Source organism: Halomonas sp. 1513 (assembly GCA_001971685.1).
In the GTDB taxonomy this organism is placed as follows: Bacteria; Pseudomonadota; Gammaproteobacteria; order Pseudomonadales; family Halomonadaceae; genus Franzmannia.
Genome location: CP019326.1, coordinates 1,437,399 through 1,462,900 on the forward strand (window position 1 = coordinate 1,437,399; position 25,502 = coordinate 1,462,900).

Consider the following 25,502-nt stretch of genomic DNA (forward strand, 5'->3'; position numbering starts at 1 on the left):
CCGGGGATAGCGCGTGTTTGTGATCTTCCAGTTTTCCACCGACGCTTCCGGCGTCGGTGCCCGCGGCGTGCCACGGCCCCAGCGTACCCTGACCGGTTCGAGGCGAGGCCGTGATGACCACCGTGAGTGAGTTTCCCTTCGTCGCCGTGGTTGGCCAGCAGGCCCTCAAGACCGCGCTGCTGCTCAACGCCATCGACCCCCGTATCGGGGGCGTGCTGATCAGCGGCCCGCGCGGGACTGCGAAGTCCACCCTGGCTCGGGCGCTGGCGGCTATCCTGCCCGATGACCCCGAAGGGCGCCGTCCGCCGTTCGTCACCCTGCCGCTAGGCGCCAGCGAAGAGCGCCTGACCGGTAGCCTGGACCTGCAGCGGGTGCTGTCCGAGCGCGAGGCGAGCTTTCAACCGGGCCTGCTGGCCAAGGCCCACGGCGGCGTGCTCTACGTCGACGAGGTCAACCTGCTGCCGGATCCCCTGGTGGACCTGCTGCTCGATGTGGCCGCGAGCGGCACCAACATCGTCGAGCGCGACGGCATCAGCCATACCCATCCCGCCCGCTTCAGCCTGATCGGCACCATGAACCCCGACGAAGGGGAACTGCGCCCCCAGCTGCTCGATCGCTTCGGCCTATGTCTCGAACAGGGCGCGGCGATGAGCGTCCGCGAGCGGGTGGCCATCTTGCAGCAGCGCGAGGCCTTCGACCGCGACCCCGAGGGCTACGTGGCCCGCCAGGCCGAGGCCCAGGCCGCGCTGACCCGGCGGCTGGGGCAGGCGCAGCGCCTGCTGGCCGAGATCACCAGCGAGCCCTGGGTCTACGAGCATATCGCGCTGCGCTGCGAGTCCGCCGCCGTCGAGGGCCTGCGGGCCGACGTGACCTGGCACCGGGCCGCCCAGGCCCATGCCGCCTGGCGCGGCGCGACCACGGTGGACCGGGAGGACCTGGATAGCGTCGAGCCCTGGGTCCTGGCGCATCGCCGGCACTCGGATCATCCCACAGACCCGCCTCCAGGCCACGGCCCGGACCAGACCCCGCCGCCTCCCGATAGCGGCAACGCCGCTGACGACAGCCAGGCGCCGGGTGCTAGCGAGAGCGCTCCAGCCTCGCAAGCGCTGGGGCAGTGGGGCGCCATGCCGCCGGTCACCCAGAAAAGCGTCACTGTGCCGGCGGCGGATCTGCCGGGAATCTCCCTGGAAACACCCGCGAAACCGACCACCTCGGCGCCTTCGGCATCCGTGCGCCGCGGACAGCAGCCCGGCCAGCGTCGGGCACATCGCCAAGCATCCCGACCTGACTGGTTCGCCACCCTGGTCGCCAACCGCGGCCGCTGGCCCTGGCGGGAGCTGCGCTTTCGCCAGGCCCGCTGCGGCCAGCCGGTGCTGCACCTGGTGCTGCTGGATACCTCCGCCTCGACCCTGGGCCGGCAGCTGCTGGGCCGAGCCAAGGGCCTGGTCGAGCGGCTGGCGCAGCAGGCCTATGACGCCCGGGAGCAGATGGCGGTGCTGGGCTTCGGCAATGGCGGCGTCACGCCTGTGCTGCTACGCCGCCGCGCGCCCAAGGCGCTGCGTGAGCGGCTCGATGCCGCCGACGGCGGCGGCGGCACGCCGCTGCGCGACGCCGTGCTGCGGGCGGCGCGCCTGATTCGCCAGTGGCGGCGACAGGATCCTGGCCTGCATGTGCGGACCTACCTCATCACCGACGGGCGTACCCGCCAATCCCTGGATGGCCTGCCGCCGCTGGGTGACTGCATCGTCGTGGATACCGAGCAGGCCGCGGTCAAGCGGGGCAGGGGAACGCAGATCGCCCGGCAGCTGGGGGCGCTGTACCGGCCCCTGTCGCATCTGGAACGCCGCCTGGAGACCACATGACCGAGCATGATCCCAACCGTGCGGCGCCGACGAGTGCCGCCTGCCCTGCGGTGTTTATCGCCGCACCCGCCTCGGGCCAGGGCAAGACCACGGTAACCGCTGCGCTGGCGCGGATGCTGCGCAACCGGGGCAAGGTGGTGCGGGTCTTCAAGACCGGCCCGGACTACCTGGATCCCCTGGTGCTGGCCCAGGCCTCCGGCCAGCCGGTGGACCAGCTCGACCTGTGGATGGCCGGCGAGGCCTACTGCCGGCAGCGCCTGTTCGAGGCCGCGCTCGAGGCGGACCTGATCCTGGTCGAAGGCGCCATGGGCCTGTTCGATGGCGAACCCTCCAGCGCCGATCTCGCCGCCCTGTTCGACCTGCCGCTGGTCATCGTCATGGACGTCAAGGGCATGGCCCAGACGGCGGCGGCGCTGGTGGCCGGCCTGGCGGGCTTCCGCGACGACATCCGCATCGCCGGAATGATCGCCAACGCCTGCGGTTCGCAGCGCCACCGCGAGCTGATCGAAGCGGCGCTGCCTGACGCCATTCCGCTGCTGGCCGCGGTACCGCGGGACCCCGCCCTGGCCCTGCCCGAGCGCCACCTGGGGCTGGTGCAGGCCGATGAGATCCGCGATGAGCTAGAGGCCCGCTTCGAGGCCGGCGCCGCGGCGCTCGAGGCCGAGGGGCTGGCGGAGGCCGTGTTGCGACTGCCGCCGGTCATGTTTTCGGCGCCAGGCGTGGAAGCACTGCACGCCTTGTCGTCGCTTACTCAATACCTTGCCGGCCAGACCATCGGCGTGGCCCGGGATGCGGCCTTCAGCTTTATCTACCAGGCCAACCTGGACCTGCTGGAGGGGATGGGCGCGACCCTGCGCTTCTTCTCACCGCTCAACGATGCCCAGCTGCCGACCTGCGACGCGCTCTGGTTCCCCGGCGGCTACCCGGAGCTCCACACCGCGCGGCTGGCGGAAAACGGCGCCATGCGCGATGACGTTCGCCGCTTCTTTGACGCGGACAAGCCGATTCTCGCCGAGTGCGGCGGCCTGCTCTACTGCCTCGAAACCCTGACGGACTATGCCGACAGCACCCACGCCATGCTGGGGCTGCTGCCCGGCCACGGCGCCATGCGCGGACGGCGCGGCTGCCAGGGGATGCAGACCGCCGAGCTACCGGAGGGGCCGGTGCGCGGCCATGCCCATCACCGCTCGCTGGCAGAGGGCACCCCCGAAGCCATCGCCTTTGGCCGGCGCCAGCGCCACCCCGCGCCGGGCGAGGCGATCTATCGCCAGCGCCGCCTGACGGCGACCTATCTGCACCTGTTCTTCCCCGACAACCCCGCCGCCGTGGCCCGCCTGTTCATGCCGGGCCAGGCCAGCGAGACTCACTCCATCACCACACAGGAAACTCACGGATGAACCTGAACAAGATCCCCGCCACGGTGGTGACCGGCTTCCTGGGCAGCGGCAAGACCACGCTGCTGGCCAGCCTGCTGCGCCAGGTCACCGGCGAGCGCATCGCCGTCATCGTCAACGAGTTCGGCGAGCAGGACATCGACTCCAGCCTGCTGCGCGGCTGCGCCTTGAGCTGTGAAGAAGACGCCACCGCCGTGGAAACCGAGAGCGGCATCTTCGAACTGGCCAACGGCTGCATCTGCTGCACCGTGGAGGAGGAATTCCTGCCGGTGATGAAGAAGCTGATGGCGCGCCGCGACGACATCGACCATATCCTCATCGAGACCAGTGGCCTGGCGCTGCCCAAGCCGCTGGTGCAGGCCTTCAACTGGCCGGAGGTGCGCCAGCACTGCACCGTGGATGCCATCATCACCCTGATCGACGGGCCAGCGGTGGCCGCCGGCCGCTACGCCAGCGACGTCGGCAAGGTGGAGGCCCAGCGCCTGGCCGACGACTCCCTGGACCACGACCCCAGCCTGCGCGAACTGCTCGACGACCAGCTGAGCGCCGCCGACCTGGTGCTGGTCAGCAAGACCGACCTGCTCGAGCCGGCCGACCGCAAGCGGGTGGAGGAACTGGTGGCCCAGCGGGTGCCGGCATCCGTCAAGACGCTGTTCATCGACCAGAGCCTGGCCGCGGACAGCGCCCAGCTGGAAGCCCTGATGGGCATCGGCGCGGCGAGCGAGGAGGGCATCGACCGCATCGACAACCACCACGATCGTCATCACGCCGAGGGGGCGCACCACGACCACGCCCACGACCATTTCGACTCCTGCGTGATCCGCCTGGGCGAGGTCGACGGCGACCTCCTGGCGGAGAGCCTCCAGCAGCTGCTGAAAGCCCACGAGATCTATCGCGCCAAGGGCTTCGCGGCGGTTCCCGGCAAGCCCATGCGCCGGGTGATCCAGGCCGTCGGTGAGCGCCTGGACGGCTACTTCGACCGGCTCTGGAGGCAGGACGAACCGCGCTGCACCCAGCTGGTGATCATCGGTCGGGCGCTGGACAAGCAGGCCCTGCACGCGGCCCTGGCGAGCGCCGAGATCGAAGCGACCGCCTGATGCATCTCTTCGCCGCCAAACCCGGGGGCTTCGTCGAGGATGAGGGCATCGTCGACCTGCAGCAGAGCCCCGCCGAGATCGTCATCCTGTCCGCCGCCGACAGCAGCCTGTCGGCGCTGGCCCAGGCGGTCGAGCGGCTGAGCGTGACGCTCGGCGACGACTACCCGACGGTGCGGTTGGCGAACTGGATGAACCTGGTCAAGCCCGCCGCCTACGACCTCTACGAGGACCGCGTGCTGGAGAAGGCGCGGGTGGTGATCGTCTCGCTGCTGGGTGGCAGCGGCTACTGGCGCTACGGCCACGAGCGGTTGCTGGCCTGGGCCGCCGCTGGACGCGGGCGGCAGCTGATCCTGGTGCCGGGCTGCGACGCCCCGGACGACGCCCTGCTGGAGGACTCCAGCGTGCCTTTCGCCTCGGCCCACCGGGTGTGGCGCTACCTGCGCGAAGGCGGCGTGGACAACGCCGAGCAGCTGCTGCGCTTTGTCGGCAGCGAGTGCTTTGGCCATGGGTTGGACTGGCAGGAGCCCAGGGCGATTCCCGCGGCGCTGCTCTATATGCCGCATGCCGCCACGCAGCGGGAAGCGACACTCAGTGAGTGGCGAGAGTATCGTCACCCCGACCGCCCGGTCTGCCTGCTGCTCTTCTACCGCAGCCACCTGCAGGGCGCCAACACTGCCATGCTGGATGGCCTGATCGAGGCGCTGCGGGAGCAGGGGCTCGAGCCGCTGGCGGTGGCCGTGGCGTCGCTCAAGGAGGAGGCCTGTGTGGCCTTCGTCAATCACCTGATCGAGCAGACCGGGGCCATGCTGGTGGTCAATACCACCAGTTTTTCCGTCAATCGCAGTGACGACGACAAGGAGGCCCTGGGAGGGGACCCGTTCGAGGGGCGCTTCGCCGGGCAGTTCGTCGGCCGGCCGGTGGTGCTGCAGGCCATATTGGCGAGCAGCACCGAGGAGGACTGGCAGGCCAATGCCGGCGGCCTGCACAGTCGCGACGTGGCCATGCAGGTGGTGCTGCCGGAGATGGACGGCCGCGTCATCACCCGGGCGGTGGGCTTCAAGAGCGAGGCACACTACAGCGAGCGCTGCCAGCTGTCGGTGATCCGTCATGTGCTGCACCCCGAGCGTGCCGCCTTCGTGTCCACGCTGGCGCGCCGCGTATGTGGGTTACGCCAGACACCCAATGCCGACAAGCGCCTGGCGCTGGTGCTGGCCAACTACCCCAACCGCGATGGGCGCATCGGCAACGGCGTCGGCCTGGATACCCCGGCCTCGACGCTGCAGCTCCTGCGGGCGCTGGCCGCGGCGGGCTATCCGGTGAGCGATGTCCCGGATGACAGCGACGGCCTGATTCGGCTGCTGCAGGGCGGCGTCACCAATGACCGCGATGTGCTGGACCAGCGCGCCTGCTGGCAGAGCATCGGGCTCGACGACTACCTGGCGTGGTTCCGGACCCTGCCGGAGACGCTGCAGGAAGCGGTATGCACACGCTGGGGGGCGCCGTCGGAGGACCCCAAGTGCCGCCAGGGCCGGCTGATGATCGCCGGGGTTCGCCTCGGCGAGACCTTCGTCGGCATACAGCCGGAGCGTGCTTTCACTCAAGGCCCCTGGCGCATCGACGACCCGGTCAAGAGCTACCACGACACCGAGCTGGTGCCGCCCCACAGCTACCTGGCGTTCTATCTCTGGCTACGCGAGCACTACCAGGTGGATGCGGTGGTGCACGTGGGCAAGCACGGCAACCTGGAGTGGCTGCCGGGCAAGAGCACGGCGCTTTCCGCCGAGTGCTGGCCGGATATCGCCCTGGGACCGCTGCCGCACTTCTATCCGTTTATCGTCAACGACCCGGGCGAAGGCGCCCAGGCCAAGCGCCGCAGCCAGGCGGTGATCATCGACCACCTGATGCCGCCGCTGGCCCGCGCCGAACTCTATGGCGCCATGGCGGAACTGGAAGCCCTGACCGACGAGTATTATCAGGCCCTGGGCATGGATCCGCGGCGCGAGACGCTGCTGCGCGAGCGGATCATCGAGCATCTGCGCCGCACTGGTATCGACCAGGAGCTGGCCCAGAGCGGGAATAATAGCGCCGAGGGTACGGATGACGAGCGCCTGCTCAACGAGCTGGACACCTACCTGTGCGATATCAAGGAGGCCCAGATCCGCCATGGCCTGCACGTGTTGGGCACCTTGCCGCCGCGGGACAAGCAGGCGGGAACCCTGGCCGCCATCCTGCGCTTGCCGCGGGGCGAGACGCCGGCCCAGCGCGGCCTGCTGCACAACCTGGCAAACGACCTGGGGCTGGCCGCAGACTTCGATCCGCTGATGGCCGGGGCCGAGCCCTGGAGCGGCCCGCGGCCGCCGGCCCTGGCCGAGCAGGACAGCTCCGCCTGGCGCACCGCCGCCGATACCCGCGAGCGCTTGGAGCTGCTCGCCCACCAGCTGATCGACGCCTACGTGCTGGAACCGGGCTGCCTGGCCACCCTGGCTCGGGACTACCCGGCCACCGTCGAGCAGTGCCGCTATGCCCGCGAGCGGCTGTGGGCCTCAATGCAGCGCGGCGCCGAGATGGAGATTCAGTCGCTGCTGGATGGCCTCGACGGCCTGTTCGTTCCACCCGGGCCGAGTGGCGCCCCCAGCCGCGGGCGGCTGGACGTGCTGCCCACCGGGCGCAATTTCTACAGCGTCGATAACCGGGCGATACCCTCACCCGCGGCCTGGTCGCTGGGCGAGAAGTCGGCCCAGGCCTTCGTCGAGCGCTACCTGCAGGATCACGGCGACTACCCGCGTCAGCTGGGGCTGTCGATCTGGGGTACCGCCACCATGCGCACCGGCGGCGACGACATCGCCCAGGCCTTTGCGCTGATGGGGGTGCGGCCGATCTGGTCGCTGGGCTCCCAGCGGGTGATCGATGTTGAGGTGATTCCCGCCATGCTGCTGCAGCGCCCCCGGGTGGACGTCACCCTGCGGGTCTCCGGCTTCTTTCGCGACGCCTTTGCCAACGTCATCCGCCTGTTCGACCGCGCGGTGCGGGCGGTGGCCGAATATGCCGAGCCTGGCGATGCCAACACCATTCGCACGGCGGTGCTGGCGCGCTGCCGGGAGCTCGAGGGCCAGGGGCTCGACCCGGATGCCGCCGCCCAGGAGGCCGCGTATCGTATCTTCGGCAGCAAGCCCGGTGAGTATGGCGCCGGCCTGAACCGCATGATCGACAGTCGCGCCTGGGACAGTGCCGACGACCTGGCCGAGGCCTATCTCGATGCCGGGGCCTACGCCTACGGCCAGTTCCCGGCGTCGGGGACCGCTGCGCGGCGGGCCTTCGAGGAGCGGATCAAGGGCCTGGACGCGGTAATGCACAACCAGGACAACCGTGAGCACGACATCCTCGATTCCAACGGCTACTACGAATTCCAGGGCGGCATGGCCAACGCCAGCCGCGCTCTCGGCGGGCAGGCGCCGACCATCTACCACGCCGATCACGCCAACCCGGCGCAGCCGCGCATGCGCACCCTCAAGGAGGAGCTGGCGCGGGTGATCCGCTCCCGGGTGCTCAATCCCAAGTGGATCGACGCCATGCGCGAGCACGGCTACAAGGGCGCCTCCGAGATGGCCGCCACCGTCGACTACCTGTTCGCCTACGACGCCACCACCGATCTGGTCGCCGACTACCAGTACGCCCAGGTCAGCGAGGCGCTGGTGCTGGATCCGCGCAACCAGCAGTTCCTGCGCGAACACAACCCGGCGGCGCTGGAGGAGATGGCGGAGCGGCTGCTGGAGGCCGTTCAGCGGGGCCTGTGGCAAGAGCCCGGCGAGCAGGGTCCGGCTCTGCAGGACCTGCTGCTCGAGATCGACGAGACCCGGGAGCTGGCGGCCCATGGTGGATAAGAGGGATAAGTCGGCCAATCCTTCCGAGCCGCGTCTTAGAGGGTGTTTACAAATGTCACGAGCGACGGCCAGGCAAGGCGAAATCAGCCGAAAAAGCGGAGTTTACTGGGTGTTAAATGAGCATTTTGAGGCTGATTTCAACGCCGCATGGCCTAGCGCAGTAGTTTGTAAACGCCCTCTTATCAAGGGTTGGTGCCCCGGTGCCTGGCGACCCATGGCCAGCGGCGACGGCCTGCTGGTACGCGTGCGCCCTCCGCTGGGGCGACTCAGCCGCCAGCAGATGCTGGCGCTGTGCGAGGCGGCCGAGACCTTCGGCAGCGGCCTGATCGAGCTCACCAGCCGCGCCAACCTGCAGCTACGCGGCGTATCCGAGGCCAGTTGGCCCGGCCTGATGGAGTTCCTCGTCGAGCATGGGCTGGTCGACCCGGACCCCCACAGCGAGCGCCGGCCCCAGCGGCTGCTGGCACCGGACTGGCAGGCGGGCGACGCCACCTTTGAGGCGGCCCGCCTGCTGGAGGCCCGCCTCGACGAATTACCGGCACTGCCGGCCAAGTGGGGCCTGGCCATCGATGCCGGTGCGGCGCCGCTGCTGGGTGAGGTGTCCGCGGACCTGCGTATCGAGCGCGCGGAGGAAGGGGGCTTACCGGCGCAGGCTTCGGGCGCCTTATTAGTCCGTGCCGATGGGCGGGCGCTGGGCACCCCGGTGGACTCGCCCGCCGCCGGCGTCGCGCTGCTGATTCGGCTGGCGCACTGGTTCGTCGACAGCGGCGGGCGCGATGCCGGGCGAATGCGCCGTCACACGGCACCGCTGCCGGCCTGGGCGCCGGCAGTCATGGCCCCCGCCGAGGCTGGCCCCCGGCTGCCCTTGGGCGCCTATCTCGAAGGAGAGGGCGCACGGGGCAGGGTGGTTGGCCTGCCGTTTGGGCGGGCTCCGGCCGCGGCGCTGCGTGCCGCTGTCGATTCGGTGTCGGTCAGCGCCGTGCGGGTCACGCCCTGGCGGCGCCTGCTGCTTGAGGGCGAGGCGCCAGCATCCGTCCCCGGGCTGCTGGATGATGAACGGGACCCGCGCTTAGGCGTGGATGTATGCCCGGGCGCTCCCCACTGTGAGCAGGCGAGCGTCGAGACCTTGGCGCTGGCTGAGCGGTTGAGTGGCCGGGTCGAGGGCAGCGTGCATGTGTCCGGCTGTGCCAAGGGCTGTGCCCGCCAGGCGCCGGCCGATCTCTGCCTGAGCGGGCGGGGCGGGCGCTTCGATCTGATCGTCGGCGGCCGTGCCGATGGCACGCCGGTTGCCACCGGTCTCGATGAGTCCGAGGCGCTGGAAATGGTTTCAAAGCGGTGGGCTAGATGAGCGCCGGGAACAAGGCGGAGCGAGGGTCTTTTGCCATGGGTGAGGAGGATTCCTCCGAACGGGCTGGCCATGGATGGCCAGCACCGGTCCTGCAAGCGGAGCAGGATGCGAGAGCGCAGCAGGGCAAAAGTAGCGCCCAGGGATGGGTTTACAGCGCCCTCGCGATGGTCCGACACATCGGGGCTTGTTGCCGGCCAAGCTCCCGGTTGAGAAAAACGCTGATGGTGTATCTGGAGAGAACGAATGCCTCACGTCTATGAAACGGATGGTCCGGCCATCTACCGGGAGTCCTTTTCCATCATCCGGCGCGAGGCCGAGTTGGCGCGCTTCGCGCCGGAAGAAGAGCCGGTGGCCGTGCGCATGATTCATGCCGCGGGCTTGGTGGAGCTTGCCTCATACATTCACTTTCGCGACGACGCGGTGAACCGGGCCCGGGCGGCGCTAGAGAGCGGCGCGCCGATCCTGTGCGACGCGCGCATGGTCTCCGAGGGCATCACCCGCAAGCGCCTGCCGAGTGACAACCCGGTGATCTGCACCCTGCACGACGAGCGGGTGCACGACCTGGCCCGGGAGCTGGGCAATACCCGCTCGGCGGCGGCGCTGGAGCTGTGGCGACCTCACCTGGAGGGCGCGGTGGTGGCGATCGGCAATGCACCCACCGCGTTGTTCCACCTGCTGAACATGCTGGAAGACCCGGACTGCCCCCGCCCGGCGGCCATCATCGGCTGCCCGGTGGGCTTCGTGGGCGCCGCCGAATCCAAGCAGGCGCTGTGGGAGAGCGCTGCGGCGCCCTGCGTTGTCGTCCAGGGGCGACTCGGCGGCAGTGCGGTGACAGTAGCCGCCATCAATGCCATGGCGGATCGCAGCGAATGACCCTTGATAGCATGAAACCCGGCACCATCCACGGGGTCGGCCTCGGGCCCGGCTGCCAGGACCTGATGAGCGTGCGCGCCGACCGGCTTATCCGCGGGGCGTCGCATGTCGCCTATTTCCGCAAGAAGGGCCGCACCGGCCACGCCCGCAGCATCGTCGAAGGCATGCTCACGGCTGAGACCATCGAGCTGCCGATGGAGTACCCGGTCACCACCGAGATTGCCTTCGACGATCCCCGCTACAACGAGCTGCTGGCGGCCTTCTACGAACGCCACGTCGGCCAGCTGACCGAGATCGCCGACGCCGGCCAGGATGTGGTGGTGCTGTGCGAAGGCGACCCGTTCTTCTACGGCTCCTTCATGCACCTTTATACACGCCTGCAGGGACGGGTGCCGGTGGCGGTGGTGCCGGGCATCACCGGCATGTCCGCCGCCTGGACCGCCACCGGGCAGCCGGTGACCTGGGGCGACGACATTCTCACCGTGCTGATGGGCACCCTGCCGGAGGCGGTACTGAGCGAACGCATCGCCCAGACCGATGCCCTGGTGGTGATGAAGATTGGTCGCAACCTGGACAAGGTCAAGCGAGCCCTGGCCCAGACCGGCCGGGAAGACGAAGCCTGGCTGATCGAATACGCCGCCATGTCACAGCAGCGGATCCTGCCACTGCGCGACGTGGGCGACAGCGTGCCGTACTTCTCCATCCTGCTGATTCATGGCAATGGGAGGCGGCCATGATAGAGGCGTCCATGAGGGGTTGGTTAAAGGTGGTCGGACTCGGCCCAGGCGATGATGCGCTGATCACCCCCGAGGTCTCTGCCGCACTGGCGGAGGCCACCGATGTGGTGGGCTATGTGCCCTATGTGGAGCGGGTGGCACCGCGGCCGGGATTGACGCGCCACGGCTCGGACAACCGCGAGGAGATCCGCCGGGCCGAGCAGGCGCTGCAGCTGGCCGCCAATGGCCGTCGGGTGTTGGTGGTCTCGTCGGGGGATCCCGGGGTATTCGCCATGGCTGCGGCCCTCTTCGAGGCGCTGGAGGCGGGGGAGCCTGCGTGGCGTGCGCTGGACATCCAGGTGCTGCCGGGTATCTCCGCCATGCTGGCTGCCAGCGCGCGGGTGGGGGCGCCGCTGGGGCACGATTTCTGCTGTATCAACCTCTCCGACAACCTCAAGCCCTGGGCGTTGATCGAGAAGCGCCTGCGGCTGTCCGCCGAGGCCGACTTCGCGATGGCCTTCTACAACCCCCGCTCCCGGGCACGGCCGGAAGGTTTTGAACGCGCCCTTGAGGTATTGCGCGAGGCATGCGGGCCGGAGCGTTTGATCGTGTTCGCCCGGGCCGTCTCCACGCCTGAGGAGTCCCTGCGGGTCACGACCCTCGGCGAGGCCACGCCGGAGATGGCCGATATGCGCACCCTGGTAATAGTGGGCTCCAGCCAGACGCGTCTTATCCAGCGCCATGCCAAAAGTGACGAGAGCGCCGAGCGTCAGAGCACGCCCTGGGTTTATACGCCGCGCTCGGTGTCAGGGGCGGATGCATGACAAAGCCAAGAGAGAACCGTCTCGACGGAGTGGACTTCCTGACGCGAGGGCAGCGCCGGCCGCTCGATCATCACCACCGGCAGCCCCAGTTGGCGGGCCGCGGTGAGTTTGGCCACCGCGCCCTCGCCGCCGGAATTCTTGCACACCAGGCGCTGGATGCCGTGCTCCCGCAGCAGGGCCAGGTCGCCTTCCAGGGTAAAGGGGCCGCGGTCGAGGATCACTCGGTGACGGGGCAGCGGCGGCGAAACTTCCGGCGTATCGACCAGGCGCAGCAGATAGTGGTGCTGGGGCTGGGCGGCGAAGGCGGCGAGGTGCTGGCGCCCGATGGCCAGCAGGATTCGCTCGGCCGGCCCGGAAAGCGCCGCCACCGCGGTCTCGAGGCCGGCCACGCGCTGCCAGCGGTCACCGGTCTGGGGCGCCCAGGGCGGCCGGGTCAAGGCCAGGCAGGTGATGCCGCTCTGTTTCGCCGCTGCGATGGCGTTGCGGCTCATTTGCTCGGCGAAGGGGTGGGTGGCATCGACCAGGTGAGTGATGCGGTTGTCTGCCAGAAAGGCGGCCAGGCCCTCCACGCCACCGAAACCGCCGACGCGGGTCGGCAGCGGCTGCGCCTTGGGTATCGCCACCCGGCCGGCATAGCTGAACAGGGCGGGAATCCTACGCTCGGCCAGGGCAGTGGCCAGGGCACTGGCTTCGGAGGTACCACCCAGAATCAGGACGTTCGTTGGGGTTTGCATAATGGATGACGTTGACGCTCCCTGGCTGACGCTGCTCGGCTGGGGCGAGAGTGGCACAGCGGGCTTGACGGCGGCAAGCCAGCAGGCGCTGGACGCCGCCGAGGTGGTGTTCGGCGCCCGACGCCACCTGCGCCTGCTGCCGCCCCTGGCCGCCGAGGTGCGCGAATGGCCGGTGCCCTTCGCCGACGGCATTCCCCCACTATTGGGTGAGCGCGGCCGCCGGGTGGTGATGCTGGTCTCCGGCGACCCGTTCTGGTTCGGCGCGGGGAGCAGCCTGGCGCGCCAACTGGACGACCGTGAGTGGCGGGCGATACCCACGCCCTCGACGTTCAGCCTGGCGGCCTCCCGCCTGGGCTGGCCGCTGCAGGATTGCACCTGCCTGGGCCTGCATGCCAAGCCCCTGACTCGCATCCGGCCCTACCTGCACCGCGGCAGGCGCCTACTGGTGCTAGTGAGGGACGGGGACGCAGTGATCGAGCTGGCCGGCTGGCTCGAGCGTTTCGGTTTTGATGCCTCCCGGCTGCATCTGCTGGAAGCGCTGGGCGGCGACCGCGAGCGCGTCCGCAGCGTGCAAGCTGGCGATGCCATGCCAGGCGATATCGCTCACCCGGTCGCCGTAGGATTGGAGGTCGCCGGAGACGGGCCGGCCCTGCCGCTGACGCCTGGCCTGCCGGATGCGCTGTTCGAGCACGATGGCCAGATCACCAAGCAGACTGTGCGCGCCATGACCCTGGCGGCCCTAGCCCCGAGGGCGGGGGAGCGGCTGTGGGATATCGGCACGGGGTCGGGCTCGGTGGCCATCGAGTGGCTGCTGGCCCACCCGGATAACCAAGCCGTGGCCTTCGAGCGTGACGCTGAGCGTGCGGCGCGGGCACGTCGCAATGCCGATAACCTCGGCGTCGACTGGCTAGAAGTAGTGGAAGGCAGCGCCCCCGACACACTGGATGATCAAGCGCTGAGCGAACAGCCCCCCGATGCCGTCTTTATCGGCGGCGGGCTATCGCAACCCTTGCTGGAGGCGCTGTGGCAGCGGCTGCCGGCCGGCGCTCGCCTGGTGGCCAACGCGGTGACCCTGGAGTCCGAGGCCCTGCTGGCCCAATGGCAGCAGCAGGCCGGCGGCGAGCTACTGCGCCTCGAACTGTCCACCGCCGCGCCCATCGGCACCCGGCGGGGCTGGAAAGCCAGCTACCCCATCGTGCAGTGGCGGGTAACTCGGCAATAAGCGCGCGCCATCAATATGCATTGAAGGCACCACGAGCGTGTCGCTGGCTTATGATGGTGTTGCGCAGACACTTTTCGTTAGAAGCCTAGCAAGGAGATGGCGTGATGGCGTTGCTAAGGGGCATATTGTTCGATCACGACGGCACCCTCGTGGATTCCGAAATGACCCACTTCGAGATGTGGGAAACCATCCTCGGGGAGTATGGCGTTCAGCTGACCCTGGCTTGCTACCAGCTTCACTATGCCGGCATTCCTACCTCGGCCAACGCCTCGGACATGGTATCCCGCTTTGCGATGCCGGTGTCAGCCGGCCAGCTCGTCGCAGCGAAGGAAGCGTTGAACCGAGACTTCCTCGCGCAGCGGGCGTTTCCGTTAAGAGCTGGGGCCTATGACGCTGTCACTGGGAGTCGCGCTGCGGGATTGCAAACCGCCATCGTGACCGGGGCAGGCCGGGCCGGGGTGGATATGACGCTGAGATCGTACGCCCTAAGTGATCATATCGACGACGTGGTAAGTGGCGACGATGTCTTGCATAGCAAGCCCGCGCCGGACTGCTACCAACTTGCGCTACAACGCCTGGGGCTGCCGGCGGAGCAGTGCGTCGCGGTGGAGGATACAGAGCACGGTGTGGCTGCCGCTACTGCTGCCGGTATCACCTGTCTCGCCGTCCCCACGGCGATGTCGAAGCATCATGACTTCTCTCGTGCTGCAGGCATATTCGAGACCCTCGATGCCGCTATCGAGTGGGTAATGACCGAGTACCGCCTATGCCGGCCCTGACGAATGCCATCTTCATTATCGTGATGGCGTGGCTGATGGCAGGCTGCGCCAGTAGCGAGCCACGGCCGGTATCGAATGGGGCCGAACCGCCTACCGAGCAGGCCGCGGCAGTTGCCTACTACATCGCAAGACTGCCAGATCGCGACTATGTAGAGACCTACGGCGACGCCGATAATCCCCGGCCCTGGTACACCGCTGCCGAAGCGCTTGGCGAAATAGGCAAGCCCGCCATCCCGGGGCTGGTTGAGCGGCTTGATAGTGACGACGACTACGAGCTAATGCTGGCACTCTACGCCATGATGCTGGCCTCCCAGGACCCCACCTTGCAGGCCGAGACAGGTGGTGACTTCCTGCGCCTGGGCACGGTGCTGAGTGAAGAGACCAACCCCGCCAATCGCCGGCTGGCACTGACGTGGTGGCAGCGCTATCGGCATCTATGGCAGTAACCGTCGCAACACCTATCGCGCTATGTCATACGAAAGGGTGAGGTGCGTTTACAGCAGGTTTATCACCCATGTAGGCGATGTCGCGAATGAGCGACTACAGTGTAAGGTAGTGCAAATATACAGCTGCCGCCGGGAGGGTAGGGAATATGCCAAGCACTGCCGTTAATCAGCAACCCTGTCCTTGGCATCCTGCTCGCGCCGCTGGTCAATACCGCTCCGCCCGTGGGGCCACCCGAGCCAATGTCGGAACGACGTTATCCACGATAAGGTGGGGTCATGACCGTAGCCAGAAACTATCTCAGCAAAGCAGCCAGCACGTTTCCCTAGTCATCGAACGCTTCGCCCAATACCTGTTGGATACATAGGAAGTAAATTTTGAACGAAACGTTTTTAGCCCTTCAAAAAGAAGCCCTCTTTACAAAAGAGGTTTTGGGTGCAGGTGCAACACAGATTCGCAAGGCTAACTACGCGAATAAAGGAATTTACTTTCAAGCTTTTACAAGTCTGGCAACTGGATTGGAAAGGATCGGGAAACTTTGCTTGATGCTTGACTACTATGCTAGTAATGGTGGAAGTTTTCCCGATTTTAAGTATCTCAAAAACGAAATCGGCCACGATATAGAGCTGTTGTATGAGCGGTCGCTGGAGGTTGCTGCGAGGCGGGGCGTTAAATTTTATTTTTTAAAGAACCTTGAAGGTGAGATTCACAAAGAAATCCTCAAGGTACTTTCAGCGTTTGCCAAGGGTGATCGTTATTCAAATATAAACCTCCTTGTAAATAGTAAGCAGCAGGGAGATCCAGTGGCATCGTGGGTTGAATCAGTCGATCTCCCGCTATTCCAGAAAAGGGTCTCAGAGCGGAAAAAGGAAACGATAGCACACAATGCAAGAGCGATGGCTGAGCTAACCGGTGGACTTATTCATGTGCAACACACTTCAGAAACTGGGCAGGAAATAACAGATGTTGAGCAAGGCAGTCTGTTAACTGGAATTCAACAGGCTGTAGCTCCATACCGACAGCTTTACGTTATTCACATCATACGATTTTGGTCTGAGCTACTAAGGTCTATTCAATACACTGCAATGGAGCTAGGTAAGCCTGATATTCCTTTTTTCAGTGAGATCATTGCACCATTTGTTAATAATGACTCATACATCCGGACTCGAAAGACATGGGATACACTGTAGCGGTGGTGATCAAGGCCCAAAATTTGCAAGTCGCTGTTTCTGGAAAGCTTTTCCACTGCTTCGCGGCTTTGAAACTGCCGCAGAGCTTCGCGTTAAAGCCCGTTGGGCGTTCGTAATCCTAACTGTGTAGTTGTAGAGAAGAAATAAGGAATAAAGAGGAATATGAAATTAGCACGGATTGAAATTTCGAACTTCAGGTTGCTAAAGAGTTTTTTCTTGGATTTGGAAGATGAGCTATCTCTAGTTATAGGAAAAAATAACACTGGTAAAACATCTGTGTTAGCCTGTTTAGATAAGCTAGTTGTTCAATCAGAAAAAAATGCAATCACCTACGAAGACTTTAATATTGACCTAAGAGCTACACTAGAGAGAATTCTTCTAGGTGAACTTGAAATAGGTGCTAAGGATCAGTACGTTGCTCTTGGTATACAGCTAAAGCTTTTCATTAAATATAATGAGTTGGATGATCTTTCTAAAATCAGCTCCTTGATAATGAGCTTAGATCCTGATGATGATAATGTAATTCTTTCTTTTGAATACAAACTTTCATTCGAAAAGCTAAGCGAGCTAAAAGTTAAGTATAATTCTGAGGCTGAGAAGTTTGATAACAAGCCTCGTCTATTCCTGAAGGAGAATTTATATGATTACTTCGGTCCAGTTGTTAAAAAAAGCCTTTTATATAATGACGAAAACCATTTTTTGGATTTGCACAAGGAAAGGATAAACCTTAAAGATATTCTGGCAATTCAGTTTATTAATGCGAAACGAAGCGTCACTAACAAGCAAAACGATAAAACTCTTTCCAACCAAACGTCAAGCTTGTATAAGCAGGTTGATGAATCGGATGAACAAGAAGAAGCTTCTGACGAATTTAAAAAAGAACTGCGTAGAACCGATGATAAGCTTAGTGGCATTTATCAGAACATGTTTAATGGTATAATCGGTAAGGTGAACAAATTCGGCGGTATCAGTCCAACTGATACAGATATCAAAATCACCTCTACATTGCAGCATAGAGAGTTGCTAGAAGGCAATACTACTGTAATGTATACCCATCAAACTCATGATTTACCTGAACATTATAATGGTTTGGGGTATATGAATTTGATTAGCATGATTTTTGAAATTGAAATGCTAATGAGTCGGCTAAGGCGGTCAATTAAGGAAAAGCCAGCAGCTATTAACCTGCTATTTGTTGAAGAGCCTGAAGCCCACACTCATCCCCAAATGCAATATGTGTTCATAAAAAACATTAAAGAATTATTAAGGCAAAGCCGTCTAAGAGAAGATGGAGTGGCCATCCACCTCCAGTCTATTATTACCACGCATTCTTCGCATATAGTTTCAGAAAGCAGTTTTGATGATATTAAGTATCTTAAGAAATCCGCCAAAACCCATCAAGTACAGGCGAAAAATCTAAAGGATTTAGAACAATCATACTCTTCTAGTAAAGATCCCGATAAAGACGTAGAGCTTAAGAAAGCGTACCGTTTCTTAAAGCAATACTTAACCCTTAATCGAGCAGAATTGTTTTTTGCCGATAAGGCGATATTTATAGAAGGTGATACGGAGCGGATTATTTTGCCTTCAATGATGAAAAAAGTTGATCAAGATTCTCCGAAGACTGATGAACAGCCATTGCTCTCTCAGAATATTTCAATTGTAGAGGTGGGAGCGCATTCTCAAACCTTTGAAAAATTCATTGATTTTGTTGGTCTTAAATCACTAATTATTACTGATATTGATAGCTATTACGAAAGCATCCTATACGAGGAGGATGGTGTAACGCCTCAAAAGTATCAAAATGGTAATGATAAAACCAAAGAGGTGCAATGTTCTCCTTTAGATCCTAAAGGGGCAAAGTCATCTAATTCATCTCTAAATTTCTTTTTTAAACGAGAAGAGTTGGGTTTCTACAAAGGATTGGGTTTTGAATTTAAGAGTTTAAGTAAGTCATTCGGGAATGACGCTTGGCAACAAGATCCAGCTGGATTTCTTAAGATTGTTTATCAGGTAGAAGAATATGAATATTATGCTAGAAGCTTTGAAGACGCATTTTTCAGTTTAAATAAAGAACTGCTCTATGCTGGGCATAGTGGATTTCCGTCTTTAACAAAAAAATATTTGGATTTGTATCTATCTAACGATATTGATGCTTTCGAATTTTCAGAAAAAGCAGTTAATAGCAAACCATCCCTCGCTATTGAAATTCTGCTTAATAGTGAGACGACTGAAGAAGGAATTGAGTTTTCAAACTGGCAGATTCCCCTCTATATCAAGGAAGGATTGTTATGGCTTCGAAAAGACTAGATTTAAAAAGCCTTTCTGAGGAATCAAGGCAAGTCGTTAACTTGATTCAAGATAAGAAGCACTTCCTACTTAGTGGTGGAGCTGGGAGCGGTAAGACATATTCTTTAGTGGAGGTTTTAAAAGCTGTTATTGGCGATAGCCCTTCGTTAAATATTGGATGCATCACATACACCAACGCTGCTGTAAATGAAATTGAAGATCGAATTTCTCACGACAATTTATACGTTTCGACTATACATGATTTTTTATGGGAAAATATTAAAGGCTTTCAATCAGAAGCTAAAGAAACATTGATTGAGCTTATAAACTCCCCTGAAGAAGCCAAGATTAATTATTCCGATAATGAGGTTGTTCTTCAGGGTTTTTTTGATGATTGCGACCTAATTCAATACAAAGAGTATTTGAAGCTGTCGGAAGGTATAATATCACACGATGAGGTCATTATTCTGGCCTCTAAGATGTTTGAAAAGTACGAAAAGCTATGCTCAATAACAAAGGATAAGTATCCATTTATATTTGTAGACGAATATCAGGATACCGATCCTTTGGTTGTAGAGATACTGCTTGAGCACCTCGAAAAGTCAACCAAAGAGAATGTTATTGGTTTTTTCGGTGATGCAATGCAATCGATATATGATGGCAGTGTTGGAAATTTAGATAAGTATATTAATACTGAATCACCGAAAATAATTGAGGTGTTAAAGAAACAGAATCGTCGTAACCCCTATAAAGTGATCAGCTTGGCAAATAAGTTAAGAGTTGATGGGCTTATCCAGGAGCCTTCGAAAGATAAGTCCGCGCCGAATATGGATGAGAAAGGCGAGGTCAAGCAAGGAGTTGTCGAGTTTTTATACTCAACTAGCGATAGCCTGGAATTAGTAAGACGATATCTTGGTTGGGATTTTGACAATATTGATTTAGTTAAAGAGCTTAATCTTACTCATAGCCTTATTGCAAATAAGGCTAATTTTCCCGAACTGATGCGTATTTATGATAAGGATAAAATTCGGGATTACATTAGAAACAAAATAAGGAAACCTCTCGAAAGAGATGAGCCTGAGTACGAGACGGCTGGAAAAACGCTTGAGCAAATTATTGAGCATATGGGAAGTCCAAGCCCAACACCTGCACAGAGTAGTTATATCGAAAACTATCCGAACTATTTTAAATTAGCTAAAGAACAGCTTTACGACAAAATATCAAAACTTTACATAGACAAAGAGCAGCTGCTTGATGATAAGAAAAATCATATCGGTGATGTAAGTAAGCCTTCTTCTAATAGAGATGATTTGATAAGACATTTGTTTAAAATAGAAAATTGCATACGACTTTATCAGTCTAAGAGGTTTAATCAATTCATTAAGTCGACTGATTACTCCGTTACTTCTGTCGATGATAAAGTTCGGCTGAATGAAGCTATTCAATCTTTTGAAATACATGAGGGTATTACGATAGGTGAAGCTATCGACCTTGCTCATGAACTGGGCTTGGTCATCAAGGATGATAAGCTGACCAGATGTTTTGAAGAAAAATATTATCTATACAAGCAGGTGTGCGAGGTTCATTATCAAGAGTTCCGAAATGTATATGAATATCTTGAAGGGTACTTGCCATTCTCAACTCAGCATAAAACTAAAGGCGCTGAATTTCCTAATGTTTTGGTAGTCTTGGATAATGGAAAGTGGAACCAATACAATTTTAATTATCTTTTTGAACGGAACGGTACTGACAGTGTTAGGCAGAGATCTGAGAAAATATTCTATGTGTGTTGTACCCGTGCAAAAGAAAGATTAGCTGTGTTCTTTCCAAATCCAGATGCTCCAGTCATTCAAACAGCAGTTAGCTGGTTTGGTGAGGATAATGTTGTAGACTTGGATGCGAGATAGTGCTAACTAAATTTGGGTTTAATAATAGCTGCACTAGGACGCCAACATTGCGCTGTGCTCCGTGTTTGCGACTTTTAACCCAAGCGTCAGCCTGTAGAAAATCCCGCTGCTCCCGGCGTGGTGCACTCCTAATTGGGATCTATGATATTTTTCGCTCCTGAAATCAAGACGCTAAGGGTTACGTGGGGCTTAGGGGGAAAGAACCGCAGTGGACGATTCGATGACAGTGGCGGGTTTCGGCTTTCGCCGCGGGGCACAGCTGGCGTCGTTGATTGATGCGCTGGAGCGGATCGAGGCAGAGTATGGCGCCGTCGAGCGGCTGGCCGCGGCGCAGTCTATGCTGCCGCTGGTTCAGGCGTTGGGGCGTGCGCGGGGCATTGCGGTGGCCGCCGTGGAAGATGCCGCCCTGCCAGCCGCCGTTACCCTGACTCGTTCCGAACAGAGCTTGCAGGCCCGGGGGACGGGTAGCGTCGCCGAGGCGGTGGCCCTGCTGGCGGCGGGGTCGGGTGCGGCACTGCTTGGGCCGCGGTTGATTTCGACGGACCGAATGGCCACCGTAGCGGTCGCCCGACGCTTTATAGAGGCGCCCTGATAGGATACTCAGCATGACCATACACTTTATTGGCGCCGGCCCCGGTGCCCCGGACCTGCTGACGCTGCGGGGCCGGGACCTTATCGCGTCGTCTCCCGTATGCCTCTATGCGGGGTCGCTGGTGCCCGAGCAGCTGCTCGAGCACTGCCCGGCAGGTGCCCGGATCATCAACACCGCGCCACTATCCCTGGATGAGATCATCGCCGAGATGCGCAGCGCCCATGCCGCGGGCCTGGACGTGGCCCGGCTACATTCCGGGGATCTGTCGGTGTGGTCCGCCATGGGCGAGCAGCTGCGCCGGCTGCGCGAGCTGGAGATTCCCTACGCCATTACCCCGGGCGTGCCGTCCTTCGCTGCGGCGGCCGCTACCCTGGGCCAGGAGTTGACGCTGCCGGGGGTGGCGCAATCCGTGGTGCTTACCCGCACGCCGGGGCGGGCCAGCGCCATGCCGGACGGCGAGACCCTGGCCAACTTCGCCAGGACCGGCGCCACCCTGGCGATCCATCTCTCCATCCACCATCTGGCCCAGGTGGTGGAAGCGCTGGTGCCGTTCTACGGCGCCGACTGCCCGGTGGCCATCGTCTGGCGAGCCAGTTGGCCCGATGAGCGGGTGGTACGGGGGCGCCTTTCGACGGTGGCCTCCCAGGTAGACGACGCCATGCAGCGCACGGCGCTGATCCTGGTAGGGCCGGTGCTGGACAGCGAGGACTTCCAGGAGAGTAGCCTCTACGCAGTGGGCTACGACCGCCGCTTTAGGCCCCAGTCGGCGGACTCGCCCTTCGCCGGCACCGCACCCGGCGACGAGAGGGCCGATAAGAGGAATGAGCGATGATCCACCTCTCGCTGATCGGCATCGGCACCGGCAATCCCGAGCATGTCACCCTGGCTGCCGTGCGGGCGCTGAATGAAGCGGACCTGATCCTGCTGCCGCGCAAGGGGGAGGGCAAGTCTGACCTGGTCGACCTGCGCCGGCTGCTGTGCCGCAATCTGCTGGATGATTCGTCAGGGGCCCGAGTGGTGGAGTTCGACCTGCCGCGCCGCGATGGCCGCGCCGATTACCTGGGCGCGGTGGACGGCTGGCACGCAGAAATCGCCGAAGTCTGGGCAGCGCTGATGGCGACCCATCTCCCCCAGGGCGGTCGAGTCGGCATGCTGATCTGGGGCGACCCGTCGCTGTATGACAGCAGCTTGCGCATCGCCGAGCGCCTGAGCGCCAAGGGGCAAGAGGTCGAGATACGTGTGGTGCCGGGCATCACCAGCCTGCAGGTCCTCACTGCCGAGCACCGCATCCCCCTCAATGCGCTGGCCGAACCGGTGCAGATCACCACCGGGCGGCGGCTGCGCGAGCGCGGCTGGCCCAGCGATGCCGCAAGTGTCGCGGTGATGCTCGACAGCGGCGGAGCCTTCGAGTCGCTGCCGCCGGAGGGCCTGTATATCTGGTGGGGCGCCTACCTGGGCATGCAGAAACAGTGCCTGATCCACGGCTGGCTGGTGGACGTGGCCGCGTCGATCCTCGCGCAGCGCGCCGCCCTGCGCGAGCAGCACGGCTGGATCATGGACGTCTATCTATTACGGAGAATGAAATGAAGCACGTCGACCCCCAGCGCCACGCCGAGCGCATGGCCCACAAGCAGAAGATCATGAACGAGCGCATCGCCCAGGCCAACAAGGAGCAGGGCGTGCTGCTGGTGCTCACCGGCCCCGGCAAGGGAAAGAGCAGCTCCGGCTTCGGCATGCTGGCCCGGGCCCTGGGGCACGGTATGAAGGTGGGCGTGGTGCAGTTCATCAAGGGCAAGTTCCAGACCGGCGAGGAGGCGTTCTTTCGCCAGGTGCCGGGCGTGGCGTATCACGTGATGGGCGAGGGCTATACCTGGGACACCCAGGATCGCGACAGGGACGTGCAAGCCGCCGAGGCGGCCTGGGAGGTGGCCCGCGGCATGCTCCAGGATCCGAGTGTCGATCTGGTGCTGCTCGACGAGCTCAATATCGCCCTGCGTCATGAGTACCTGAGCCTCGACCGGGTGCTGGACGATCTCCAGGCGCGGCCGGCCATGCAACACGCCGTGGTCACCGGTCGCCATGCCCCGGAGGCGCTGATCGAGCTGGCCGACACCGTCACCGAGATGCGCGTGGTCAAGCACGCCTTCAAGGAGCAGGGCATCAAGGCCCAGAAGGGCATCGAACTGTGATCCCCGATCACGCCTTCCCCCAGGCGCAGCGGGACGGCCTTTATCGCGCCATCCATGAGCGTCGGGACGTACGCGCCCAGTTCCTGCCGGACCCGATTCCCCCGGAGGTGCTGGCCCGCCTGCTGGAGGCTGCCCATCATGCGCCGTCGGTGGGTTTCATGCAGCCCTGGGACTTCCTGGTGATCGACAGCCTGGCGCTCCGCGAGCGAGTGCACGGCATCTTCCAGCGCGAGAATGCCAAGGCCGCCGAGCACTATGCCGGCGATCGCGGAGAGACCTATCGCCGCCTCAAGCTGGAGGGGATTCTGGAGAGCCCCATCAACCTGTGCATCACCTGCGACCGAGCGCGTGGCGGCGAGCATGTGCTGGGGCGCAACAGCATCGTCGAGACGGATCTGTTCAGCACCTGCCTGGCGGTGCAGAACCTGTGGTTGGCGGCCCGTACCGAGGGCATCGGCGTGGGCTGGGTGAGTATCCTCGATCAGCACGAATTGGCCGAGGTACTGGGCCTGCCCGAGCAGGTCTACCCCCTCGCTTACCTGTGCCTGGGCTATGTCAGCGAGTTCCTGGAGCAGCCCGAGCTGGCCCGCAGCGGCTGGCGCCAGCGCCTGCCCCTGGCGGAGCTGGTGCACGGCAATGGCTGGGGCGAGCCGCTGGCGGATGAGGTGCTACATGAGGCGCTGGACGAGGTGGCGAGATCGTGACGACCTTGATGATTCAGGGCACCACCTCGGATGCCGGCAAGAGCACGGTGGTGGCGGGGCTGTGCCGAGCCCTGGCGCGGCGCGGCGTGTCGGTGGCGCCGTTCAAGCCGCAGAACATGGCGCTCAACAGCGCGGTGACGGTGGACGGCGGCGAGATTGGCCGCTCCACGGCGCTGCAGGCGTTGGCCGCAGGCGTCGAGCCGCATAGCGATATGAACCCGGTGCTGCTCAAGCCGGAGAGCGACCGCGGCGCCCAGGTGATCCTGCGCGGGCGGGTGCACGGCCATATGGACGCGCTGGACTACCACGCCTACAAGCGCACCGCGCAGGAGAGCGTACTGGCAGCGTGGCAGGCGCTGTCTTCCCGATATGACGTGATCATTGCCGAGGGCGCCGGCAGCCCAGCGGAGATCAACCTGCGCGCCAACGATATCGCCAACATGGGCTTCGCCGAGATGGTGGATTGCCCGGTGGTTCTGGTCGGCGATATCGACCGCGGCGGGGTCTTTGCCCAGCTAGTGGGAACGTTAGAGCTGCTCAGCGATAGCGAGCGCTCACGCACCCGCGGCTTTATTATCAACCGCTTTCGCGGCGATATCGGACTGCTCGAGCCGGGCCTGGCGTGGTTGACTGAACGCACCGGCAAGCCGGTGTATGGGACGCTGCCCTATCTGCAGGGATTGTTGCTGGACGCCGAGGATAGCGTGGGGCTGAGTGGCGTGACGTCCGACGCCGCGGCGCTTCGCGTCGTGGTGCCGGCGCTGCCGCGGATCAGTAATCACAACGACTTCGATCCCTTGCGCCTGCATCCGCAGGTCGAGCTCAGCTTTGTCGGGCCGAACCAGATGGGGCCAGGCCAGGCGATCCCGCCTGCGGACCTGATAATCCTGCCCGGTAGCAAGAGCACCCGCAGCGACCTGGCCTGGCTGCGTGAGCAGGGCTGGGAGGCGGCGATCCAGCGCCACCTGCGCTACGGCGGCAAGCTGCTCGGCATCTGCGGCGGCTTGCAGATGCTGGGCCAGGCGATACATGACCCAGATGGCCTGGAGGGCCCGGCCGGTTCGACGCCGGGGCTCAAGCTGCTCGACCTCGAGACGCGCATGGTGGCGGGCAAGCAGCTGCGTAACGTGAGTGGCCGCTTGTTGCCCGACGGCGCGGCGATCAGCGGCTACGAGATCCACAACGGTGTCAGCGAAGGGCCGGCGCTGGCGCGCCCGCTATGCGAGCTTGACGGCCGACCCGACGGTGCCGTCAGCGACGACGGCCAGGTCATGGGCACCTACTTGCATGGCCTGTTCGACCGGCCAGAGGCGTGCGCGGCGCTGTTGGCGCGCTGCGGGCTGCACGCTGGCGGGGCGGTGGACTACGCCGCCCATCGCCAGCGTGAACTCGAGCGCCTGGCCGATACCCTGGAGCAGCACCTGGATATGGACGCGATCCTGGCAATGCTGGGGTGA

At 62.1% G+C, this 25,502-nt stretch carries 21 protein-coding genes; 20 read left to right on the forward strand and 1 reads right to left on the reverse strand.

Going from position 1 to position 25,502, the window contains the following annotated elements; genetic code table 11:
• Positions 1–113 precede the first annotated feature (113 nt).
• From BWR19_06590 to BWR19_06625, 8 genes are all read left to right on the forward strand, one after another.
• Entirely contained in the window at positions 114–1,862 is a 1,749-nt protein-coding gene (locus tag BWR19_06590) for a magnesium chelatase (GenBank protein APX92634.1), read from the forward strand.
• The gene (locus BWR19_06595; protein APX92635.1) at positions 1,859–3,259 is read left to right on the forward strand and encodes a cobyrinic acid a,c-diamide synthase; all 1,401 of its coding nucleotides are present in this window, start codon (positions 1,859–1,861) and stop codon (positions 3,257–3,259) included. The genes BWR19_06590 and BWR19_06595 overlap by 4 nt, the downstream gene beginning before the upstream one ends.
• Positions 3,256–4,353, forward strand: coding sequence for a cobalamin biosynthesis protein CobW (locus BWR19_06600; protein APX92636.1), 1,098 nt, complete (start codon positions 3,256–3,258; stop codon positions 4,351–4,353). The genes BWR19_06595 and BWR19_06600 overlap by 4 nt, the downstream gene beginning before the upstream one ends.
• Entirely contained in the window at positions 4,353–8,234 is a 3,882-nt protein-coding gene (locus BWR19_06605; protein ID APX92637.1) for a cobaltochelatase subunit CobN, read from the forward strand. Before BWR19_06600 ends, BWR19_06605 begins: the two co-directional genes overlap by 1 nt.
• A 214-nt stretch (positions 8,235–8,448) precedes the next feature.
• Positions 8,449–9,582 (forward strand): cobalamin biosynthesis protein CobG, encoded by a 1,134-nt coding sequence (locus BWR19_06610; protein APX92638.1) that lies wholly within the window; start codon positions 8,449–8,451, stop codon positions 9,580–9,582.
• Positions 9,583–9,825: 243 nt separating this feature from the next.
• On the forward strand, positions 9,826–10,455 hold the full coding sequence (gene cobH / locus BWR19_06615) for a precorrin-8X methylmutase (GenBank protein APX92639.1): 630 nt from the start codon (positions 9,826–9,828) through the stop codon (positions 10,453–10,455).
• Between the two features lie 11 nt (positions 10,456–10,466).
• The gene (locus BWR19_06620) at positions 10,467–11,192 is read left to right on the forward strand and encodes a precorrin-2 C(20)-methyltransferase (protein ID APX92640.1); all 726 of its coding nucleotides are present in this window, start codon (positions 10,467–10,469) and stop codon (positions 11,190–11,192) included.
• An 11-nt stretch (positions 11,193–11,203) separates the two neighbouring features.
• Positions 11,204–11,995, forward strand: coding sequence for a precorrin-3B C(17)-methyltransferase (locus tag BWR19_06625; protein APX92641.1), 792 nt, complete (start codon positions 11,204–11,206; stop codon positions 11,993–11,995).
• Here the strand turns inward: BWR19_06625 and BWR19_06630 are convergent.
• A complete protein-coding gene (locus tag BWR19_06630; GenBank protein APX92642.1) occupies positions 11,959–12,729 on the reverse strand; it encodes a cobalt-precorrin-6A reductase in 771 nt (256 codons plus the stop codon). The two genes, BWR19_06625 and BWR19_06630, sit on opposite strands and share 37 nt — an antisense overlap.
• A 1-nt stretch (position 12,730) precedes the next feature.
• Here BWR19_06630 and BWR19_06635 point away from each other — a divergent pair, with 1 nt between their 5' ends.
• The 12 genes from BWR19_06635 (at position 12,731) to BWR19_06690 (ending at position 25,502) form a co-directional block, all read left to right on the forward strand.
• Positions 12,731–13,951, forward strand: a complete 1,221-nt coding sequence (locus BWR19_06635) for a cobalamin biosynthesis bifunctional protein CbiET (GenBank protein ID APX92643.1) — start codon at positions 12,731–12,733, stop codon at positions 13,949–13,951.
• 104 nt (positions 13,952–14,055) lie between these two features.
• Positions 14,056–14,730, forward strand: a complete 675-nt coding sequence (locus BWR19_06640) for a hypothetical protein (GenBank protein APX92644.1) — start codon at positions 14,056–14,058, stop codon at positions 14,728–14,730.
• 23 nt (positions 14,731–14,753) lie between these two features.
• A complete protein-coding gene (locus BWR19_06645; protein APX94925.1) occupies positions 14,754–15,176 on the forward strand; it encodes a hypothetical protein in 423 nt (140 codons plus the stop codon).
• 372 nt (positions 15,177–15,548) lie between these two features.
• Entirely contained in the window at positions 15,549–16,364 is an 816-nt protein-coding gene (locus BWR19_06650; GenBank protein APX92645.1) for a hypothetical protein, read from the forward strand.
• A 162-nt stretch (positions 16,365–16,526) separates the two neighbouring features.
• Positions 16,527–18,674 carry an ATP-dependent endonuclease gene (locus BWR19_06655; protein ID APX92646.1) on the forward strand — a complete coding sequence of 716 codons (2,148 nt, stop codon included), beginning with the start codon at positions 16,527–16,529 and terminating at the stop codon, positions 18,672–18,674.
• Positions 18,656–20,560, forward strand: a complete 1,905-nt coding sequence (locus BWR19_06660) for a DNA/RNA helicase (GenBank protein APX92647.1) — start codon at positions 18,656–18,658, stop codon at positions 20,558–20,560. The genes BWR19_06655 and BWR19_06660 overlap by 19 nt, the downstream gene beginning before the upstream one ends.
• A gap of 220 nt (positions 20,561–20,780) precedes the next feature.
• Positions 20,781–21,152 (forward strand): hypothetical protein, encoded by a 372-nt coding sequence (locus BWR19_06665; protein APX94926.1) that lies wholly within the window; start codon positions 20,781–20,783, stop codon positions 21,150–21,152.
• Positions 21,153–21,165: 13 nt separating this feature from the next.
• A complete protein-coding gene (locus BWR19_06670) occupies positions 21,166–21,984 on the forward strand; it encodes a precorrin-4 C(11)-methyltransferase (GenBank protein APX92648.1) in 819 nt (272 codons plus the stop codon).
• Positions 21,981–22,739, forward strand: a complete 759-nt coding sequence (locus BWR19_06675; protein APX92649.1) for a precorrin-6A synthase (deacetylating) — start codon at positions 21,981–21,983, stop codon at positions 22,737–22,739. The genes BWR19_06670 and BWR19_06675 overlap by 4 nt, the downstream gene beginning before the upstream one ends.
• Positions 22,736–23,341 (forward strand): cob(I)yrinic acid a,c-diamide adenosyltransferase, encoded by a 606-nt coding sequence (locus BWR19_06680; protein APX92650.1) that lies wholly within the window; start codon positions 22,736–22,738, stop codon positions 23,339–23,341. Before BWR19_06675 ends, BWR19_06680 begins: the two co-directional genes overlap by 4 nt.
• The gene (locus BWR19_06685) at positions 23,338–24,045 is read left to right on the forward strand and encodes a 5,6-dimethylbenzimidazole synthase (protein APX92651.1); all 708 of its coding nucleotides are present in this window, start codon (positions 23,338–23,340) and stop codon (positions 24,043–24,045) included. Before BWR19_06680 ends, BWR19_06685 begins: the two co-directional genes overlap by 4 nt.
• The gene (locus tag BWR19_06690) at positions 24,042–25,502 is read left to right on the forward strand and encodes a cobyric acid synthase CobQ (GenBank protein ID APX92652.1); all 1,461 of its coding nucleotides are present in this window, start codon (positions 24,042–24,044) and stop codon (positions 25,500–25,502) included. The genes BWR19_06685 and BWR19_06690 overlap by 4 nt, the downstream gene beginning before the upstream one ends.